Here is an 18,096-nt window from a genome sequence, read left to right as displayed (position 1 = left end):
GGGTTTCGACGGCCCCGGTATCCGGCTGTCCACAGGTGACTTGTCGCCGTTTTCGGTGCTCCTTACCGTCGTCGAACTGGAGGCGATGAGATGACCCAGGTTTCGGTGCCCGCGGTGCAACGGCCGCCGATTGTGGTCGAGGCTCCACCGGACCTGCAGCCGCCGGCGGCGCCTGGCCTGCTGCCCCGCCTGCTGCCGGCTGCGCTGTCCGTGGCGAGCATGGGCATCATGGCGGCGGCGTTCGCGTCGGGGACGGCCATGGCCCGTCAGCCGATGTTTCTGGCGTTTCCGCTGATGATGCTGGTTTCGGCGCTGGCGTCCGGACTGACCGGCCGTGCCCGCCGGCGCGGCGGTGGCATCGATGCCGATCGCGGACGGTATCTCGGATACCTGGATCAGCTGAGCCAATCCGTGTCCGCGGTCGCTACGACGCAGCGCGCCTCGTCCATTCGAAGCCATCCCCATCCCGACACGCTGTGGACGTTGGTCGGCGGCGCTCGCATGTGGCAGCGCAGACCGGGCGACGCGGATTTCTGCCTCGTGCGGGTGGGCATGGGGACGCAGCCCCTCGCGCGCCGCTTGGTGGCGCCGGAGCTTCCCGCCGAGGAGCTTCGCGATCCGGTCACCGAGACGGCGTTGCGTCGTTTCCTGCGCGCATATTCGACGATCGTCGGGCCGGTGACGATCGCCTTGCGTGACGAGTCGCTTGTGACGATCGACGGCGAGGCGAGCGCCGCGCGCGGGTTGCTACGGGCGATGATCTGCCAGCTCGCCGTGTTGCATGCGCCCGATCAGGTGCGGATCGCCGCAGCGATCAGCGATCCGCATCGCGCGCACTGGGAATGGCTGAAATGGTTGCCGCACAACGCACATCCCGGCCAGGACGACGCGGCGGGTCCGGTGCGGATGGTCTATTCGAGCGCCGTGCAGGCGCAGCGGGCCCTCGCGGGCGTGCGGGCGGCACGGGTGGTGGTGGTCACCGAACTGGCCGGGGACGCCGCCGCGATCATCGGCGCCACCACGATCGCGATCGGCGCCGGCCATGACGGTGCGCCGCTGGCGATCCGGCGGTCCGACGAGTCGGCACCCATTTCGTGCCCCGATCGGATGGAGCCCGTCGACGCGCTGGTGTGCGCCCTCCGACTGGCCGGGCATCGGGGGAGCGTAGGGGGCGGTGATCCCGGTTGGCCCGGATTGGTCGGCCTGCACGATCCGCAACGCTTCGACCCGGCGACGCTCTGGCGCCGCCGGGGACGCGGCGACCGGCTTCGCGTCCCCATCGGAACCACCGTGCAGGGCGCTCCCCTCGAGCTGGATATCAAAGAGCCGGCCGAGAACGGGATGGGCCCGCACGGACTCTGCATCGGCGCCACCGGGTCGGGCAAGTCGGAGCTGCTGCGCACCATCGCGCTGGGCATGATGGTCCGCAACTCGCCGCAAGAACTCAACCTTTTGCTCATCGACTTCAAAGGTGGCGCAACATTTCTCGACTATGCGCGAGCGCCGCACGTGGCCGCCGTGATCACCAACCTTGCCGACGACGCGCCGCTGGTAAGCCGCATGCGCGACGCCCTGGCCGGTGAGATGAACCGTCGCCAGCAACTGCTGCGGACAGCGGGCTGCGTCAGCGTCGAGGCTTACGAACGCGCGCGCCGGGCAGGTGACCCGCCGGCTGCGCTGCCGGCCCTGCCCGCGCTGTTCATCATCGTCGACGAGTTCTCCGAATTGCTCAGCCAGCAACCTGATTTCGCCGATACGTTCGTGGCGATCGGCCGTCTGGGCCGATCCCTGGGGCTGCACCTACTGCTGGCCAGCCAGCGCCTCGATGAGGGTCGGCTGCGCGGGCTCGACGCCCACCTCTCGTACCGGCTGTGCCTGAAGACGCTGTCCGCCGCCGAATCCCGCACGGTGCTGGGCAATCTCGACGCCTACGAACTGCCCACCGCGCCCGGTGCCGGCTTCTTGCGGATCAGCGGCGACGAACCGGTTCGCTTTCAGGCCGCCTCGGTGTCGGGACCGCTGCCGACGGACGCTCCACCGGGTGCGCCCGCCGCGCCTGCGCGCTCGGTCCAGGTGTTCACCACCCGGGTCACCGGAGCGGTCCGTCGCACCCCGGAGGCGAGCGCGACATCCGCACCGGCCATTTCGCGTGCGGTCCTGGACCGGCTGCGCGGGCACGGGCCGCCCGCGCACCGGGTGTGGCTGCCCCCGCTGGGGCGGCCTCCGGAGCTGCGCACCCTGCTCGGCGGCGCGGTGCCCACGCCCGCCGGCCTGACCGCCGTGCCCGTCGGCCTGGTCGACCACCCCTACGAGCAGCGCCGCACGCCACTGATGATCGATTTGTCCGGCGCCGCGGGCAACGTGGCGATCGTCGGTGGACCGCAATCGGGCAAGTCGACGGCGTTGCACACGCTCATCACCGCCCTCGCGGCCACGCATGACCCGAGCGAAGTGCAGTTCTACTGCCTGGATTTCGGCGGCGGGACGCTGTCGTCGGCGCGGACGCTTCCGCACGTTGGCGCGGTCGCCGGCAGGGCCGAGCCGCGGCTCGTCGGGCGGATCGTCGCCGAATGCGAGTCGGTCGTGCGACGGCGCGAGACCACGTTCGGTGCGCACGCGATCGGCTCGATCGCCGACTATCGCCGGCGACCCAACACGTCGGGCGGCGCGATCGATGATCCGTTCGGCGACGTCTTTCTCGTCATCGACGGCTGGGCAACCGTGCGCCAGGAATTCGAGACGCTGGAGGCTTCGATCACTGCCCTGGCGTCCCACGGGCTTTCGTTCGGTGTGCACGTGGTCTTGACGGCGTCGCGCTGGGCCGACGTCAGGCCGTCGCTGCGGGATCAGCTCGGCACCCGTGTCGAGTTACGGCTCGGCGATCCCGCCGACTCCGAACTCGACCGCAAGGCCGCTGCGCACGTCCCGCACGACAGCCCTGGCCGTGGCCTGTCCCGTGACGGGCTGCACATGGTGATCGCAACGCCCGTCGCCGAGGTGCCCGCCGGTGACTCGGTGGCGCCGCCGATACCGCTCTTGCCCGATCGCGTAGATCGTGAGGCCTTGGTGCGGCAGGCGGGAAGCGAGCTTGGTGCCCGGGTGTTGCTCGGCGTTCGGGAGCGCGACCTGCGGCCGGTGACAATCGATTTCGACGAGAAGCCGCATCTGGTGATCGTCGGCGACAGTGACTGCGGGAAGACCGCGACCCTGCGGACCTTGTGCCGGGAGCTTGTCCGGACGAAGACCGCCGCGCAAGCTCAACTGCTGATCGTCGACTTCCGGCGCGCGCTGCTCGGGGTCGTCGAGTCGGACCATCTCCGCGGGTACGCGATGTCGCCGGCCGCGTTGGCCGCGGCGCTGCCCGACCTGCTCGATCTTCTGCGCGCACGAATGCCGCCGCCCGACGCGAGCCAGGCCCAGTTGCGCACCGGCTCGTGGTGGTGTGGGCCGGACCTGTATGTCGTGGTCGACGACTACGACCTGGTCGCCTCCCCGGCGGGCAATGGGCTGGCGCCGATTATCGAATTCCTGCCCTATGCACAAGATTTGGGATTGCATCTCGTCGTCGCCCGGCGCGGCGGGGGAGCCGAGCGCGCGATGTTCGAGCCGGTGCTCGCGGGCCTGCGTGACCTCGGTTGCCTGTCCCTGATGATGAGCGGTTCTCCCGCCGACGGCCCGCCGTTCGGCCCCACGCGGCCGGTGCCATTGCCGCCGGGCCGCGGCATCCTGACCGGCCCTAACGGCGACGAGGACCTCGTCCAGGTGGCCTGGAGCCCACCGTGACCGAACACCGTCCCGTCATCGAGGCCGGGCCGGGCACCGTCCGCCGATTATGTTGCGGTACAGGAACAATCGACGAGGGCGAGACGGCCGACGCCATACGATCGGCCCTCGACGCGATCGACGACCGCGTCGCGCTGGTGGGGGAGCGGCCGATAACCGTCGATGCGCTGTGGGAAGCCGCGCTGCGGTCGGCAAGCTGCACATCGTCCGACGGTATGGTCGTCGTGCGCCCGTCCTGGTGGTCCTCCTCGCGCGTGGGTGTGCTGACCGCGGCCGCCGCCAGGGTGGCCGGTGAGGTGCGCACGCGCCCGCGATCGTGGTTGCTGGCGCAGGCATTTCGCGCGCAACGACCGGTGACGGTCGAGATCACCGAGCGGTTCGTGGTGATCACGGCGACGGAGGTGACCGCCGTGCCGCGTAACGCCGACCCGCAAGCCGTCGGCGAAGCCGTCGCGGATGTCATCGCCGACGCGGCCCCCGCGGCCGTGGTGATCGACACGCCGAGCACGGTCGCCGGGGCGTCGGCACTGGCGGCGTTGATCGCCGACGCGGTACGCGGAAGCGGCGGGACAACCCGAGATGTTCTGCAAATCAACGACCTTCGGCTCACCCGGCTGGCGCGGGCGGCCTTCCCGGCACGCTCGGCACCGCCGGGGCCGGGCTCCGCCGCACGCGCCACCGCCCGCCCATCGCGCGTGCGGACGCTGGGCGGACTGGGTGCCGCCGCCATCGTCGTCGCCGCGGCGGCGCCGGCCGCGATGTCGCCGAGCCGGCCCGGCGAGGCGCCCCCGAAGCGGGTCGACGCCGCGTCCACAACGTATTTGGTGGAAGGCCGGGTGGCGCTGTCGGTGCCGGCGACGTGGCCGACGCGACGGGTGGTCACCGGGCCGGGCTCGGCGCGGGTGCAGGTCACGTCTCCGGCGGACCCCGAGGTCGCGCTGCACATCACCCAGTCGCCGGTGGCCGCGGAGACGCTGAGCGGTACCGCCGAACGGCTCAAGCGCGCGATCGACGCCGAGCCCGCCGGGCTGTTTGTCGACTTCAACCCGTCGGGCACCAGCGCCGGCCGGCCGGCGGTGACCTACCGCGAGGTCCGCGCGGGTCATCACGTGCGCTGGACGGTGCTGCTGGACGGCCCCGTGCGAATCAGCGTCGGGTGTCAGAGCCGGCCGGGCGACGAGGGCGCCGTCCGCGATGTTTGCGAGCAGGCGGTCAGAACCGTCCACGCGATCGGATGACAAATTTCGTGGAACCGAACGAGCCCCGTCGCGGTCGTAATGGGTATGGCTGCACCAAACCCACTGAGCACCGACCTCGACCTGATGCGGTCGGTGGCGGGCACCACCGACGCCCGCAACGAGGAAATCAGGGCGATGCTGCAGGCGTTCATCGGCCGGATGAGCGGCGTGCCGTCGTCGGCGTGGGGCGGGCTCGCGGCCACTCGCTTCAAAGGCGTGATCGATCGCTGGAACGCGGAGTCGGTGCGGCTCTACCACGCCCTGCACGCCATCGCCGACACCATTCGGCACAACGCGGCCACCCTGCAGGAGGCCGGCCAGAGCCATGCCGACCGCATCGCCGCCGCCGGCGGAAACCTGTGAGGAGAGAGGATCCCCGTGGATTCGGTGTTGTCCTACAACTTCGGTGAAATCGAGTACTCGGTCCGCCAGGAGATTCACTCGACGTCGGCCCGTTTCAATGCCGCGCTCGACGAGCTCAGAGCGCGCATCGCGCCATTGCAGCAGCTGTGGACCAGCGAAGCGGCCGCCGCCTACCAGGCTGAGCAGCTGAAATGGCACCAGTCGGCGACCGCGCTCAACGAGATGCTGGTCGAGCTCGGAAATGCGGTCCGCGACGGCGCGGACGAGGTGGCCAACGCCGACCGCCGGGCGGCCGGCGTGTGGTCGCGGTAGCGGCCGACGAGACACCGCGCGGTTCGCGCCGCGCGTGAGACTGTGTGGTCCTGACGGGGGAGAGCCGTCGGGACCACACAGTCATTTTGACCTGCGGGGATGGCGGTCGGTAAGCTGCTCCGTTGGCGTGCGGTACGCCAGGGCCTCGGGTCAACGTCGGTCGCCGAGACCAGCCCCCGCCGCGAACGCCTGACCGGCACCCGGTCACACCGGGATCCACAGCCTCGGAACAGAGGCTCGCAGAGAAAGAGTGGTAAGCGCTGTGCCTACGTACACGCCAAAGGCGGGTGACACCACGAGGTCGTGGCACGTCATCGACGCCACGGACGTGGTGCTTGGCCGCCTTGCCGTCGCGGCAGCCAACCTGCTGCGCGGCAAGCACAAGCCGACGTTCACCCCCAACGTCGACGGCGGTGACTTCGTCATCGTCATCAACGCCGACAAGGTCGCCTTCAGCGGCCAGAAGCTGGACAAGAAGCTGGCGTACCGCCACTCGGGGTATCCCGGCGGTCTGAGCAGCCGCACCATTCGCGAGCTGATGGCCAAGCACCCCGACCGTGTCGTGGAGGACGCGATCGTCGGCATGCTGCCCAAGAACAAGCTCGCCCGGCAGATCGCGCGCAAGCTGCACGTCTACGCCGGCCCGACGCACCCCCACGTCGCACAGCAGCCCGTTCCGTACGAGATCAAGCAGGTGGCCCAGTGACCGAAACGACCGAGGCCCTGGAGAACCCAGAAAACCCGGACAACCCCGAGACCGCAGAGGAAACAGTGGCCGTCGCCGAGGTGACCGAAGCGCCGGTTGAGGCGTCGGAGACCGCCGCGGTCGCCGCGCCCGCCGAGTCCTACGTGTTCGAGCGGCCCATCCAGACCGTCGGCCGCCGCAAGGAGGCCGTGGTGCGGGTGCGCCTGGTGCCCGGCACCGGCAAGTTCAACCTGAATGGCCGCAGCCTGGAGGGCTACTTCCCCAACAAGGTGCACCAGCAGCTCATCAAGGCCCCGCTGGTCACCGTGGACCGGGTGGAGAGCTTCGACATCTATGCCCACCTGCACGGCGGCGGCCCCTCGGGCCAGGCCGGCGCGCTGCGCCTGGGCATCGCGCGGGCGCTGATCGTGGCCTCGCCGGACGACCGTCCCGCGCTGAAGAAGGCCGGGTTCCTCACCCGTGACCCGCGCGCCACCGAGCGCAAGAAGTACGGCCTGAAGAAGGCCCGCAAGGCGCCTCAGTACAGCAAGCGCTGATCAGCGGTCGCTTTCCGGCCACAACTTGGCATCGTGCTCCACAAGTTGTGGCCGGTTGCGGCGTGTCTGCACCCACCCGCGCCCGGTTTCGGCCACAAAGGAACGGGCACGTTAGGTGCTAGCCCGACAACTGTGAGAGGTTTGTTCGCATGGGTCGACTATTCGGCACCGACGGTGTCCGTGGGGTCGCCAATCGCGAGTTGACCGCCGAGCTGGCGCTGGCGCTGGGTTCCGCGGCCGCGCGGCAGCTGGCGAGCGCGGCGGCGCCGGGCCGCCGGGTGGCGGTGATCGGCCGCGATCCGCGGGCCAGCGGCGAAATGCTGGAGGCCGCGGTGATCGCCGGGCTGACCAGCCAGGGGGTCGACGCGCTGCGGGTCGGGGTGCTGCCCACCCCCGCGGTGGCCTACCTGACCGGCGCCTACGACGCCGACTTCGGGGTGATGATCTCCGCCTCGCACAACCCGATGCCCGACAACGGCATCAAGATCTTCGGGCCCGGCGGCCGCAAGCTCGACGACGGCACCGAGGACCGGATCGAAGCCTTGGTCGGGGAACCGGGGCTGCGCCCGGTCGGCGCCGGGATCGGCCGGGTCCTCGACGCCGAGGACGCGGCCGACCGCTACCTGCGTCACCTGAGCAAGGCCAGCACGCTGCGGCTCGACGGGTTGACCGTGGTGGTGGACTGCGCCCACGGCGCGGCGTCGGCGGTGGCCCCACGCGCCTACCGCGCGGCCGGCGCGCGGGTGATCGCGATCAACGCCGACCCCAACGGTCTCAACATCAACGACAACTGCGGCTCCACGCACCTGGATTCGCTGCGCTCGGCGGTCGTCGCGCACCGCGCCGACCTGGGCCTGGCGCACGACGGGGACGCCGACCGGTGCCTGGCCATCGACGCCGACGGCAATCTCGTCGACGGCGACCACATCATGGTGGTGCTCGCGCTGGCCATGCACGAGGCCGACGAACTGGCCTCCAGGACGTTGGTGACCACCGTGATGAGCAACCTGGGGTTGCATCTGGCCATGCGCTCGGCCGGAATCACGGTGCGCACCACCGGCGTTGGGGATCGCTACGTCGTGGAAGAGCTGCGGGCCGGCGACTACAGCCTCGGCGGCGAGCAATCCGGGCACATCGTGATGCCCGCGCTGGGCTCGACCGGGGACGGCATCGTCACCGGGCTGCGGCTGATGAACCGGATGGCGCAGACCGGCTCGTCGCTGGCCGACCTGGCCTCGGCGATGCAGACGCTGCCGCAGGTGTTGATCAACGTCACGGTCGCCGACAAGGCCACGGCCGCCGCGGCGCCGGCGGTGCGGTCCGCCGTCGGGCAGGCCGAGGCCGAGCTGGGCGATACCGGCCGAATCCTGTTGCGCCCGTCGGGAACCGAGCCCATGATCCGCGTGATGGTGGAGGCCCCCGAGGAGGACATCGCTGCGCGGATCGCCACCCGGGTCGCCGAAGCGGTCAGCGCCGCGCACTGATCCCGCGACGCCCGGAACCCCGACGCGCCTACCGGCGTCGGATTAGGCATGAAATTCGTTGGGGGAACACGGCCTGTCGCCGCCAGCACCCAGATCGACGCGTCGGCCACGCACCGGGTCGCTAACCAATTCGCCATGGCGGCGGAATTTCTCGACCGCGCGGTCAGCGATCACCTTGCCAGGCTGGCTTTCAGCGGCGCCTGCGCCGGGCGGGCGCACGCCGCGCGCGGCGACGCGCTGCGCGCCGAGTTGGGGCGCCTGACGGAGCAGGTGTCGCAGTGGTCGCGCGCGTCCACCGAGATCGCCGCCGCCCTGCGGTCCAGCGCCGAGCGCTACGCCGACGCCGAACTGTATGCCGCCGCGCGGATCGCGTAGCTCGTGGCCGACCGGTTGGATGTGGACGCGCGCCTCGCCGAGGGCCGGGTCGCCGTCGAGCACACCCAGACCTACGTGCAGGCCTGCCACGCGCTCGGGTACCAACATCCCGACCTGACAGCGCATCCCGCGCAGATCCGCGAATGGTATGCGAGCGAGGACGGACTCGACCTGCGCGCGCTCGACCGTGACTGCGCCGAGCTGCGGGCGGCCGGCGTGGTGGCCTCCGAAGCGCTGCGCATGCAGCGCGCCCAGGTGGCCGAGCTGGCCGCGGCGTGGACGGGCGCGGGCGGGGACGCCGCGGTGCAGCTGTTGCAGCGGCATTGCGACACCGCGGACGCGGTCGCCGCCGAACTGCGCGCGGCGGCCCAGCGGTGCGAGTCGCTGCGCGACAACCTGTGGCATCTGATCGATTCGAAAGTGGCGACGGCCATCGCCGTCGACGACCGCGCACAGACGCAGCGGCCGGCCTGGCTGGCCGCCGCCGCCACGGTCGCGGCCGCGGACCCGCGGGGCGCCGAGGATGTGGTGCGCCGGCAGGTGATTCCCTACGTGGACAACGACATTCGTGACGACTGGCTGAACGCGATGCGCTCCACCTCGGACGGGGTCCAGACGTCCTACGCAATGGTGATCGACAAGGCGGCCGCCGCCCCGGCGGCGCGGTTCGAGTTTCCCGGCGATCTCGGGACGAGCGTTGTCCCGGCGCAACTCGCCCCGCCGGTGGCAGCTGTGCCACCGCGGCTGGATGACCCGGCGGCGACGGTGGCGGCTGCGGCGCCGGCGCCGGTCGCCCCCACGCCGGTGCCGCCGGTGCCGCCACCGGACTGGGGAAGCGGACTCGGTGGGGCGTCGGGGGTGCCCGCCGGGGCTTTGGGCGACCTGGGCGGGCTCGGTAGTGGGCTCGGTAGTGGGCTCGGTGGCGGTGGGCTCGGTGGTGGGCTCGGCAGCGGGGGCGGCGGCGGGCTTCTCGGGCTGGCCGGCAGGATCGTCGATGCGATGGGCGATCTGCTCGGGTCGGCGGGCGACGGGGCGGACGTGTTCGGCGATTCGCCGGGCGGAAACGCCTTTGACGAGAACCCTTTTCACGCCGAGGATCCCGTCAACGCCGAGGACACCGGCGACGTCGCCGAGGACGAAGCCGCCGCCGAACCCGAGGGGGCCGACCCGGCGCAACCCGTCGGCGACGCGGGCCAACCCGAGGCCACTGGGCCCGATCAGCAAGCCCAACCGGTCGAGGCGCCGCCGGCCGACCCGACACCGGCCGAGACACCGGCCGAGCCTCCGGTTGAGCCGGCGCCCGCGGCCGCGCCCGCCGCCGATCCCGCGCCCCCCGCGGGCGAGGGGTCGACGCCGTGCGAGATTGCCGCGGACCAGCTTCCGCAGGCCGGGCAATGACGGCTCAGGGCTGCAGCCGCAGGGCTTCCTCGACGAAGCGCAGGGACTCGTCGCGGTCGGTGGCCTGCGGGCTCAACAACAGCGTGGTCACCCCGGCTTCGGCGAAGGCGGCCATGCGCTCGGCCACATACCCGGGCGGGCCGATCAGCGACATCCCCCGCACCAGCTCGTCGGGCACGGCGTCGATGGCCTCCTGCTTGCGGCCGGACAGATACAGCTCCTGGATCCGATCCGCGACCTCGCCGTACCCGTAGCGCGTCGCCAGATTGTGGTAGAAATTGCGGCCTTTGGCGCCCATCCCACCGATGTAGAGCCCGAGCTGCGGCTTGACCCAGGCCAGCCGCTCGTCGACGTCGTCCCCGATGGCCAGCGACGCGTGCACCATGACGTCGAGCGGACCCAGCGCGGGATCACGCTTGGCGGCGCCGGCGGCCAGCGCCTCACCCCAGATCCACGCGGCCTTCTCCGGAAGATAGAAGACCGGCTGCCAACCCTCGGCGATCTCGGCGGTGAGCTCGACATTCTTGGGGCCCAGCGCGGCGATGCTGATTGGAATACGTTCGCGCACAGGATGATTGATGAGTTGTAGCGGCTTGCCCAAACCCGTTCCGCGGTCGGCGGGCAGCGGTAACTGGTAGTGCTTGCCGGCGTACTGCACGCGTTCGCGGCGCCACACCTTGCGGCAGATCTCCACGATCTCGCGGGTACGGCCCAGCGGGGCGTCGAACGGAACCCCGTGAAAGCCCTCGATCACCTGCGGCCCGGAGGTGCCGATGCCGAGGCGGAATCGCCCGTCGGACACGAAATCCAGCCCCGCGGCCGTCATCGCCAGCAGCGACGGCGTGCGGATGTAGAGGGGAAGGACCCCCGACGCCAGTTCGACGGTGTTGGTCTTGGCGGCCAGGTATCCCAGCTGGCTGATGGCGTCGAACGAATACGCCTCGGCCACCACCGCAACCTCGATGCCGGACTTCTCGAGTTCGACGACGCGGTCCACGGCCTCGTGAAAGCCGCTCGAATAATTGAGAGCGATCCCGATTCGCATCCATGACACTTACCACGCGCCCGCGCGGGCCCGGACGCTCAGCCCGCCGAAGTACCCGTCCAGTACTCGGCGGCCAGGCGGATGTCGTTGCCGGTGCACGAGACTAACCGTCCGTGCCAGACTTCGGCGATCCAGCGGGCGTACAGCGCGTGCGCGCTTGCCACGAACTACCCGTCACTTCAGCAGGGCGACGATCTTTTCTTCCAGCGGAATTGCCTCGGCCTCGGGATCGAGGGCATCCGTCCCGGGCAGCTGCACGTCCGGGTCGGCGAACTCGCGATACTTTTTGTCGCCGCCGAGGGTGTAGAGCAGGTATCCGGTCAGCAGCGCCCGAACCGACCGCTGGGTGCGCCGGTGCGGGCCGGGCAGGCCGAGCACCGTGGCCAGCCGCCGGCGCTCGACCAGCCCACCGGGCTCGGCCTTGCTGACGATGCGCAGCGTCGCCGGCTCCCACGCCTCGGCAAGCGCCAGCGCGTTGGAAATCAGCGTCGCCCGGTCGCCCGGCGCGGTGAAGATCACTCCCGGCACCTTCAGCGTCGCGGCCGGCTGCTGGGCCGGCGGGCTGGTGACGCTGGGGAAAAGCGCCGCCACCGCCGCGGGCTTGGCGGGCATTCCGGCGGCGGCGAATACCGCGGCCGAGCCGCCGAAACCGTGACCGACCACGCCCAGCTTGGCGGGATGCACGCTGATCTTGCCCGGCCCGAGGCGCACACCCGACACGATGTCCAGGGCGGTGCCGAGATCGAAGGCGAAGTTCAGCACCGACGGGGCCACGCCCCGCTGGGTGTCCGGAGCGCCGGCCACGATGCCCCACGACGCCAGGTGCTCGAGCAGGTTCGAATACCGCGCGGCGCCGGCGAGCCAATCGTGGCCGAACGCCACCCCGGGCAGATTCAGGCCCTCCTCCGGGGTGTACACCACTCCCGGCAGACCGGCAAAAGCCAGGTCACCCCGCAAAACCCGGTGCGGACCGCGGCGGTGCAGAGCGGCGACAAGCTTGCGGATGCGGGCCACGCGTCGACGTTAGCGCATCACAATCGCACGCCCGCGAAGATGACTAGGCCGTGACCTCGATGACCCCCGCCCGCCACAGCGCCGCGTAGAGCTGGTGCAGCGTGGCGGTGAGCACGTGGGTGGTCATGTCCATCAAGGCGTTTCCGGAGCCCGTCGACGGCTGCCGGCGCGGCTTGGTGGCTTGTCGGGACGCCGGCGCCAGCGGGGCGGGCGTCACATCGTCGTACCGAACTGCGGTCATGATTGCCTCCCCATGGCGCATGGTGGTCGGTCGGAGCAAGTACGCATTTCAATGCGACCCGCTGCACAATTCCCGGTGAACAACCATCGACGACGGAATTCATGCGTCGGCGATAACGGGAAATCGAGGTAGCCAGAGCGTCCGGGCAGGCCTCACGCAGCTCGTCCTTCGGTCGGTGACGATCTTTGCTGACAATTCGAATACTAGGGGTGTTCATCGCGGCGGCGATGACGTGAACAAAAACGTCGCGCGCACATCAGGTGAAAGAATTCCCGGCGGTGATGACGGTGACGTGAATGGCGGGGGGCTGGGCAGGTTGGTCCGGGACGTCCCCTTCAGGCCGTCCCAGTAGCGGTGCCCGCGTCCCTTTCGGCGCAGGTGGGCGGCCTAACCATGGCGCCGGATTGCGGGTTCGGTGTCCCGCCTGCACTACCCTGGTCAGAATGTGCGGAATCGTCGGCTATGTCGGGCAGCGGCCCGCCTGTGACGTCGTCATGGCCGCGCTGCGCCGGATGGAGTACCGCGGGTACGACTCGTCGGGCATCGCGCTGGCGAACGGTGACGGCACCCTGACCGTGAGCCGCCGCGCCGGCCGGCTGGCCAACCTGGAAGACGCGGTCGCCCAGATGCCGCCGTCGTCCCTGACCGGCACCACCGGCCTGGGCCACACCCGGTGGGCCACCCACGGGCGCCCCACCGACCGCAACGCGCACCCCCACTGCGACGCCGCCGGCAAGGTCGCGGTGGTCCACAACGGCATCATCGAGAATTACGCGAACCTGCGCCACGAGCTCGAGGCCCAGGGCGTGGAGTTCGCCAGCGACACCGACACCGAGGTCGCGGTGCACCTGGTGGCGCAGGCCTACCGCCACGGCGAGACCGCCGGCGATTTCCCCGCGTCGGTGCTCGCGGTGCTGCGCCGCCTCGACGGCCACTTCACGCTGGTGTTCGCCAACGCCGACGACCCCGGCACCATCGTCGCCGCCCGTCGCTCCACCCCGCTGGTGCTCGGCATCGGCGACGGCGAGATGTTCGTCGGCTCCGACGTGGCGGCCTTCATCCCGCACACCCGCAACGCCATCGAACTCGGCCAGGACCAGGCCGTCGTGATCACCGCGAACGGCTACCGGATCACCGACTTCGACGGCAACGACGACCTGGGGCCCGGGGCATACCGCGAGTTCCACATCGATTGGGATCTGGCCGCCGCCGAAAAGGGTGGCTACGAGTACTTCATGCTCAAGGAGATCGCCGAGCAGCCCGCAGCCGTCGCCGACACCCTGCTGGGCCATTTCGTGGACGGCCGGATCGTCCTCGACGAGCAGCGTCTGAGCGATCAGGAACTCCGCGAGATCGACAAGGTGTTCGTGGTGGCCTGCGGCACCGCGTATCACTCCGGGCTGCTGGCGAAATACGCGATCGAGCACTGGACGCGGCTGCCGGTCGAGGTGGAGCTGTCCAGCGAATTCCGTTACCGTGACCCGGTTTTGGACCGCAGCACCCTGGTGGTCGCCATCTCGCAGTCCGGCGAGACCGCCGACACGCTCGAAGCCGTGCGCCACGCCAAGGAGCAGAAGGCCAAGGTGTTGGCCATCTGCAACACCAACGGCTCACAGATTCCGCGCGAGTGCGACGCGGTGCTCTATACCCGCGCCGGCCCGGAGATCGGGGTGGCGTCGACGAAGACGTTCCTGGCGCAGATCACCGCCAACTATCTCGTCGGCCTGGCGCTGGCGCAGGCCCGTGGCACCAAGTACCCCGACGAGGTCGCGCGGGAATACCACGAGCTGGAGGCCATGCCGGACCTCGTCGCGCGGGTCCTCGCGACGATCAAGCCGGTGGCCGCGTTGGCCTATCAATTCGCCCAGTCGCCGACGGTGCTGTTCCTGGGTCGCCACGTCGGCTACCCGGTGGCACTGGAAGGCGCGCTCAAACTCAAGGAATTGGCGTACATGCACGCCGAGGGATTCGCCGCCGGCGAACTCAAGCACGGCCCCATCGCGCTGATCGAGGACGATCTGCCCGTCATCGTCGTCATGCCGTCCCCCAAGGGGTCCGCGGTGCTGCACGCCAAGCTGCTGTCCAACATCCGCGAAATCCAGGCCCGCGGGGCGATCACCATCGTGATCGCCGAAGAAGGCGATGACACCGTGCGGCCCTACGCCGACCACTTGATCGAAATCCCCTCCGTGTCAACGCTTCTGCAGCCCCTGCTGTCGACGATCCCGCTTCAGGTGTTCGCCGCGTCCGTGGCCCAGGCGCGCGGTTATGACGTGGACAAACCGCGCAACCTGGCCAAGTCCGTCACCGTCGAGTAGGTAGCTCGCACCGCTTCGCGCGTATCGGCGACGGACCCGCGGTCGATCCATTACATTGCCCTGGGAAAGCCTTTCGGCCAGGAGGTCGAGGCTGCGTCCGTGCGGGAGGAAGTATGCGATCGGGCGGCATCAGATTCGGCGTCGTAGGTGTTGTCGTGCTCGTCCTCGCGGTCTACGCCGGGTCGATTTTGACGTACGCCCAAAGCGATACGGTCCGGCGACTGGATGGATCAACCCCGGTGGTGAGCAGCGACCAGCCGTCGGCGACGATCAACGTGGAAGAGATGCAGTCGAACAACAGCGTGCTCGCCGTCAACCTCGCCTTCAATCCCGGATCGGCGTTGCTGGATCCGAAAACCCACCACCTCAAGGAGGATCTCAGCCTTCGGGTCAGATCCTCGGCGATGCCGTCGCGGCACACCTGGACCAAGGGCATGCTTCCCGGGCTCATGGCGATCCCGCTGACCATCGCCGGTCAGATCGAGCGCTGGCCCTTCGACCAATACCGCTCGGGGCTGATCGAAGTCGAGATCTTCTACGGCCCCGATACCGACCGGGCGCCCGACCACGTGCCCGTCACCTTCATCGACCACCTCTCGGGGTGGCAACTCACCGCGACCAGGTCCCAGGCGGACGGCCCGTACCGGCTGCACGTGCGGCGGTCGCTGAGCACCGCGGCGTTCGCGATCGTCATCCTCGGCGTGCTGATCACGATCGCCAGTCTGGCTCTGTTCGTTGCGATTCAGACCGCGCGGGACCGGCGGCCGTTCCAGCCGCCGATGACGACGTGGTACGCGGCGATGCTGTTCGCGGTGGTGCCGCTGAGAAACGCGCTACCCGGCTCACCACCCTTCGGCAGCTGGGTCGACATCACCGTCGTGATCTGGGTCCTGCTCGCGTTGGCGGTCTCGATGGTGCTCTACATCGGTTGCTGGTGGCGACATCTCAATCCGCCGGTGCTCGCTGCGGCGCCGGCGCCCGCGGAGCCCGCACCGTCGAGTAGCTGAGGGCGGCGGCGTGTTAGCCGCCGAAGTCGTACGGGCGCGGCGCCCCGCGTGCGAAGGTTGATGTCGTGGCGCATGCATCGGTTCGGGCACGAGTGCGCAGCATGACGCTGACGGTGTGGCATTTCGTCAGCACTGCGCCGCTGACCTACGGCTGGCTGTTGGTGCTGATGGTCACGACGATCATCCAGAACCACCTCACCGGCCGCCAGTTGCATTCGGTATTGCTGCACCGCTCCACCAACATTCACGAGTTGGGCAAAAACCCGCTCGACGTATTGTTCTCCAGCCTGCTGTGGATTGACGGGAAGAACTTCGAGCCCTACCTGCTGCTGTTCACCCTGTTTCTCGCGCCGGCCGAACATTGGCTCGGCCAGCTGCGCTGGCTCACTGTGGGTTTGAGCTCTCACATCCTCGCCACCTACATCAGCGAGGGCATCCTCTACTTCGCGATCGAGGAACGCGATGCGTCGCAACGGCTCGTGCACGCGCGCGACATCGGGGTCAGCTATTTCCTGGTCGGCGTGATGGCCGTGCTGGCCTACCACATCGCGAGGCCCTGGCGCTGGGGCTATCTCGGGGTGCTGTTCGTCATCTTCGGTTTCCCGTTGATCACCATGGACCGCGTCGAGCTGGACTTCACCGCGATCGGGCATTTCGCCTCGATCCTCATCGGCCTGTGCTTCTACCCGATGACCCGCACACGCTCCAAACGCAGCCGGCAACTGAGTCCCGCGCGCCTCAAGGCCATGGCGCGCCGCAGCATCCCCCCGGCGGACCCCGGCTGATGTCGGGCCGCAGCGAAAGCTGGTGGGCGCCAAGCCCCCGCGATGGCGACACGTAATCTGGCTCTGATGCGGCATTACTACTCCGTAGATGCGATCCGCCAGGCCGAGGCGCCGCTGCTGGCCAGCCTGCCTGACGGCGCCCTGATGCGGCGCGCCGCCTACGGGCTGGCCACCGAGATCGTCGGCGAGTTGGCGGCCCGCACCGGCGGGGTGGCCGGGCGGCGGGTCTGCGCGGTCGTCGGCTCCGGAGACAACGGCGGCGACGCGCTGTGGGCGGCCACCTTCGTGCGGTGTCGCGGCGCGGCCGCCGACGCGATCCTGCTCAACCCGGAGCGCACGCACCGCAAGGGGCTGGCGGCGTTCCGCAGGGCGGGCGGCCGGATCGTCGAAAGTGTCTCGACCGCAACCGATCTCGTCATCGACGGGGTGGTGGGCATCTCCGGCTCCGGAGCCCTGCGGCCCGCCGCGGCCGAGGTGTTCGCCGCCGTCGATGACGCGAGGATCCCCGTGGTCGCCGTCGACATCCCCAGTGGCGTCGACGCGGCGACCGGGACCACCAGCGGTCCCGCGGTGCGCGCCGTGCTGACCGTCACCTTCGGCGGGCTCAAACCCGTGCACGCGCTCGGCGACTGCGGGCGGGTGCGGTTGATCGACATCGGCCTGGACCTGCCGGACACGGACGTGCTGGGCTTCGAGGCCGCCGACGTGGCGGCACGCTGGCCGGTGCCGGGTCCCCACGACGACAAGTACACGCAGGGCGTCACGGGCGTGATGGCCGGCTCGTCGACGTATCCGGGCGCCGCCGTGCTGTGCACCGGCGCCGCGGTCGCGGCGACCTCCGGGATGGTCCGCTACGCCGGCAGCGCGCACCGCGAGGTGCTCGCGCACTGGCCTGAGGTGATCGCCTCGCCCGGCCCCGGGTCGGCGGGGCGGGTGCAGTCCTGGGTGGTCGGGCCGGGGTTGGGCACCGACGACGCCGGGGCGGCGGCGCTGTGGTTCGCGCTCGAAAGCGACCTGCCGGTGATCGTGGACGCCGACGGCCTGACGATCCTGGCGGCCCATCCCCAGTTGGTGGCCGATCGCAGCGCGCCGACGGTGCTGACTCCGCACGCCGGTGAATTCGCGCGCCTAGCGGGTAGTCCCCCCGGGGATGACCGGGTGGGTGCGTGCCGCAAGCTGGCCGAGGCGTTCGGCGCCACGGTGCTGCTCAAGGGGAACGTCACGGTCGTCGCCGAACCGGGCGGTCCGGTCTATCTCAGTCCGGCCGGGCAGTCGTGGGCGGCCACCGCCGGCTCCGGCGACGTGTTGTCCGGCATGATCGGCGCGCTGCTGGCGGCGGGCCTGCCGCCGGGCGAGGCGGCCGCGGCGGCGGCCTTCGTCCACGCCGACGCGGCGGCGCGCTCGGCCGCCGACCCGGGCCCCGGCGACGCGCCCACCTCCGCGTCACGCATGGTGCCGCACATCCGAGCCGCCCTGGCCGCCCTGTAGACC

17 protein-coding genes are annotated in these 18,096 nt (G+C 70.2%); 13 read left to right on the top strand and 4 right to left on the bottom strand.

What is annotated here, in order from left to right; all coding sequences use genetic code 11:
- Window positions 1-90 precede the first annotated feature (90 nt).
- The 9 genes from eccCa (at window position 91) to AC0KS4_RS20350 (ending at window position 10,195) form a co-directional block, all read left to right on the top strand.
- Window positions 91-3,783: a type VII secretion protein EccCa gene (gene eccCa, locus AC0KS4_RS20390; protein WP_238956800.1), complete on the top strand. Its 3,693-nt coding sequence runs from the start codon at window positions 91-93 to the stop codon at window positions 3,781-3,783.
- A complete protein-coding gene (locus tag AC0KS4_RS20385) occupies window positions 3,780-5,021 on the top strand; it encodes a type VII secretion-associated protein (protein ID WP_238956799.1) in 1,242 nt (413 codons plus the stop codon). The genes eccCa and AC0KS4_RS20385 overlap by 4 nt, the downstream gene beginning before the upstream one ends.
- Window positions 5,022-5,066: 45 nt before the next feature.
- Window positions 5,067-5,384, top strand: a complete 318-nt coding sequence (locus tag AC0KS4_RS20380; RefSeq protein WP_225330420.1) for a WXG100 family type VII secretion target — start codon at window positions 5,067-5,069, stop codon at window positions 5,382-5,384.
- Window positions 5,385-5,393: 9 nt separating this feature from the next.
- Window positions 5,394-5,696 (top strand): WXG100 family type VII secretion target, encoded by a 303-nt coding sequence (locus tag AC0KS4_RS20375; RefSeq protein WP_238957379.1) that lies wholly within the window; start codon window positions 5,394-5,396, stop codon window positions 5,694-5,696.
- Window positions 5,697-5,958: 262 nt separating this feature from the next.
- Window positions 5,959-6,402, top strand: a complete 444-nt coding sequence (rplM, locus tag AC0KS4_RS20370) for a 50S ribosomal protein L13 (RefSeq protein ID WP_008260230.1) — start codon at window positions 5,959-5,961, stop codon at window positions 6,400-6,402.
- Between the two features lie 80 nt (window positions 6,403-6,482).
- Window positions 6,483-6,938, top strand: coding sequence for a 30S ribosomal protein S9 (rpsI, locus tag AC0KS4_RS20365; RefSeq protein WP_225330432.1), 456 nt, complete (start codon window positions 6,483-6,485; stop codon window positions 6,936-6,938).
- A 149-nt stretch (window positions 6,939-7,087) separates the two neighbouring features.
- A complete protein-coding gene (gene glmM, locus AC0KS4_RS20360) occupies window positions 7,088-8,422 on the top strand; it encodes a phosphoglucosamine mutase (RefSeq protein ID WP_225330422.1) in 1,335 nt (444 codons plus the stop codon).
- A 48-nt stretch (window positions 8,423-8,470) separates the two neighbouring features.
- Window positions 8,471-8,797, top strand: coding sequence for a type VII secretion target (locus tag AC0KS4_RS20355; protein ID WP_238956798.1), 327 nt, complete (start codon window positions 8,471-8,473; stop codon window positions 8,795-8,797).
- 3 nt (window positions 8,798-8,800) lie between these two features.
- The gene (locus AC0KS4_RS20350) at window positions 8,801-10,195 is read left to right on the top strand and encodes a hypothetical protein (protein WP_225330424.1); all 1,395 of its coding nucleotides are present in this window, start codon (window positions 8,801-8,803) and stop codon (window positions 10,193-10,195) included.
- Window positions 10,196-10,199: 4 nt separating this feature from the next.
- On the opposite strand, the gene AC0KS4_RS20345 is transcribed toward AC0KS4_RS20350, so the two are convergent.
- From AC0KS4_RS20345 to AC0KS4_RS20330, 4 genes are read right to left on the bottom strand one after another with little or no spacing between them, the layout of a single operon-like run.
- Window positions 10,200-11,240: an LLM class F420-dependent oxidoreductase gene (locus tag AC0KS4_RS20345; RefSeq protein ID WP_225330425.1), complete on the bottom strand. Its 1,041-nt coding sequence runs from the start codon at window positions 11,238-11,240 to the stop codon at window positions 10,200-10,202.
- Between the two features lie 38 nt (window positions 11,241-11,278).
- Window positions 11,279-11,404 (bottom strand): hypothetical protein, encoded by a 126-nt coding sequence (locus tag AC0KS4_RS20340; RefSeq protein ID WP_275254635.1) that lies wholly within the window; start codon window positions 11,402-11,404, stop codon window positions 11,279-11,281.
- Between the two features lie 10 nt (window positions 11,405-11,414).
- Window positions 11,415-12,254: a dienelactone hydrolase family protein gene (locus AC0KS4_RS20335; RefSeq protein ID WP_225330426.1), complete on the bottom strand. Its 840-nt coding sequence runs from the start codon at window positions 12,252-12,254 to the stop codon at window positions 11,415-11,417.
- Between the two features lie 43 nt (window positions 12,255-12,297).
- Window positions 12,298-12,495, bottom strand: a complete 198-nt coding sequence (locus AC0KS4_RS20330) for an Rv1535 family protein (RefSeq protein ID WP_225330427.1) — start codon at window positions 12,493-12,495, stop codon at window positions 12,298-12,300.
- 443 nt (window positions 12,496-12,938) lie between these two features.
- Here AC0KS4_RS20330 and glmS point away from each other — a divergent pair, with 443 nt between their 5' ends.
- The 4 genes from glmS (at window position 12,939) to AC0KS4_RS20310 (ending at window position 18,093) form a co-directional block, all read left to right on the top strand.
- Window positions 12,939-14,813, top strand: coding sequence for a glutamine--fructose-6-phosphate transaminase (isomerizing) (glmS, locus tag AC0KS4_RS20325; protein WP_238956797.1), 1,875 nt, complete (start codon window positions 12,939-12,941; stop codon window positions 14,811-14,813).
- Window positions 14,814-14,926: 113 nt separating this feature from the next.
- Complete coding sequence (locus AC0KS4_RS20320) at window positions 14,927-15,820, top strand: DUF4436 domain-containing protein (RefSeq protein WP_225330429.1); 894 nt, start codon at window positions 14,927-14,929, stop codon at window positions 15,818-15,820.
- Between the two features lie 65 nt (window positions 15,821-15,885).
- Window positions 15,886-16,605 carry a rhomboid-like protein gene (locus tag AC0KS4_RS20315; RefSeq protein WP_225330430.1) on the top strand — a complete coding sequence of 240 codons (720 nt, stop codon included), beginning with the start codon at window positions 15,886-15,888 and terminating at the stop codon, window positions 16,603-16,605.
- A 66-nt stretch (window positions 16,606-16,671) separates the two neighbouring features.
- Window positions 16,672-18,093 (top strand): NAD(P)H-hydrate dehydratase, encoded by a 1,422-nt coding sequence (locus tag AC0KS4_RS20310; protein ID WP_238956796.1) that lies wholly within the window; start codon window positions 16,672-16,674, stop codon window positions 18,091-18,093.
- The last annotated feature ends 3 nt before the right edge of the window (window positions 18,094-18,096 follow it).

This window comes from Mycobacterium sp. NTMscope_MAC_12 (genome assembly GCF_976985675.1).
The sequence above is the reverse complement of the archived record's forward strand: the minus strand, read 5'-3'. Positions and strand labels throughout refer to the sequence as shown.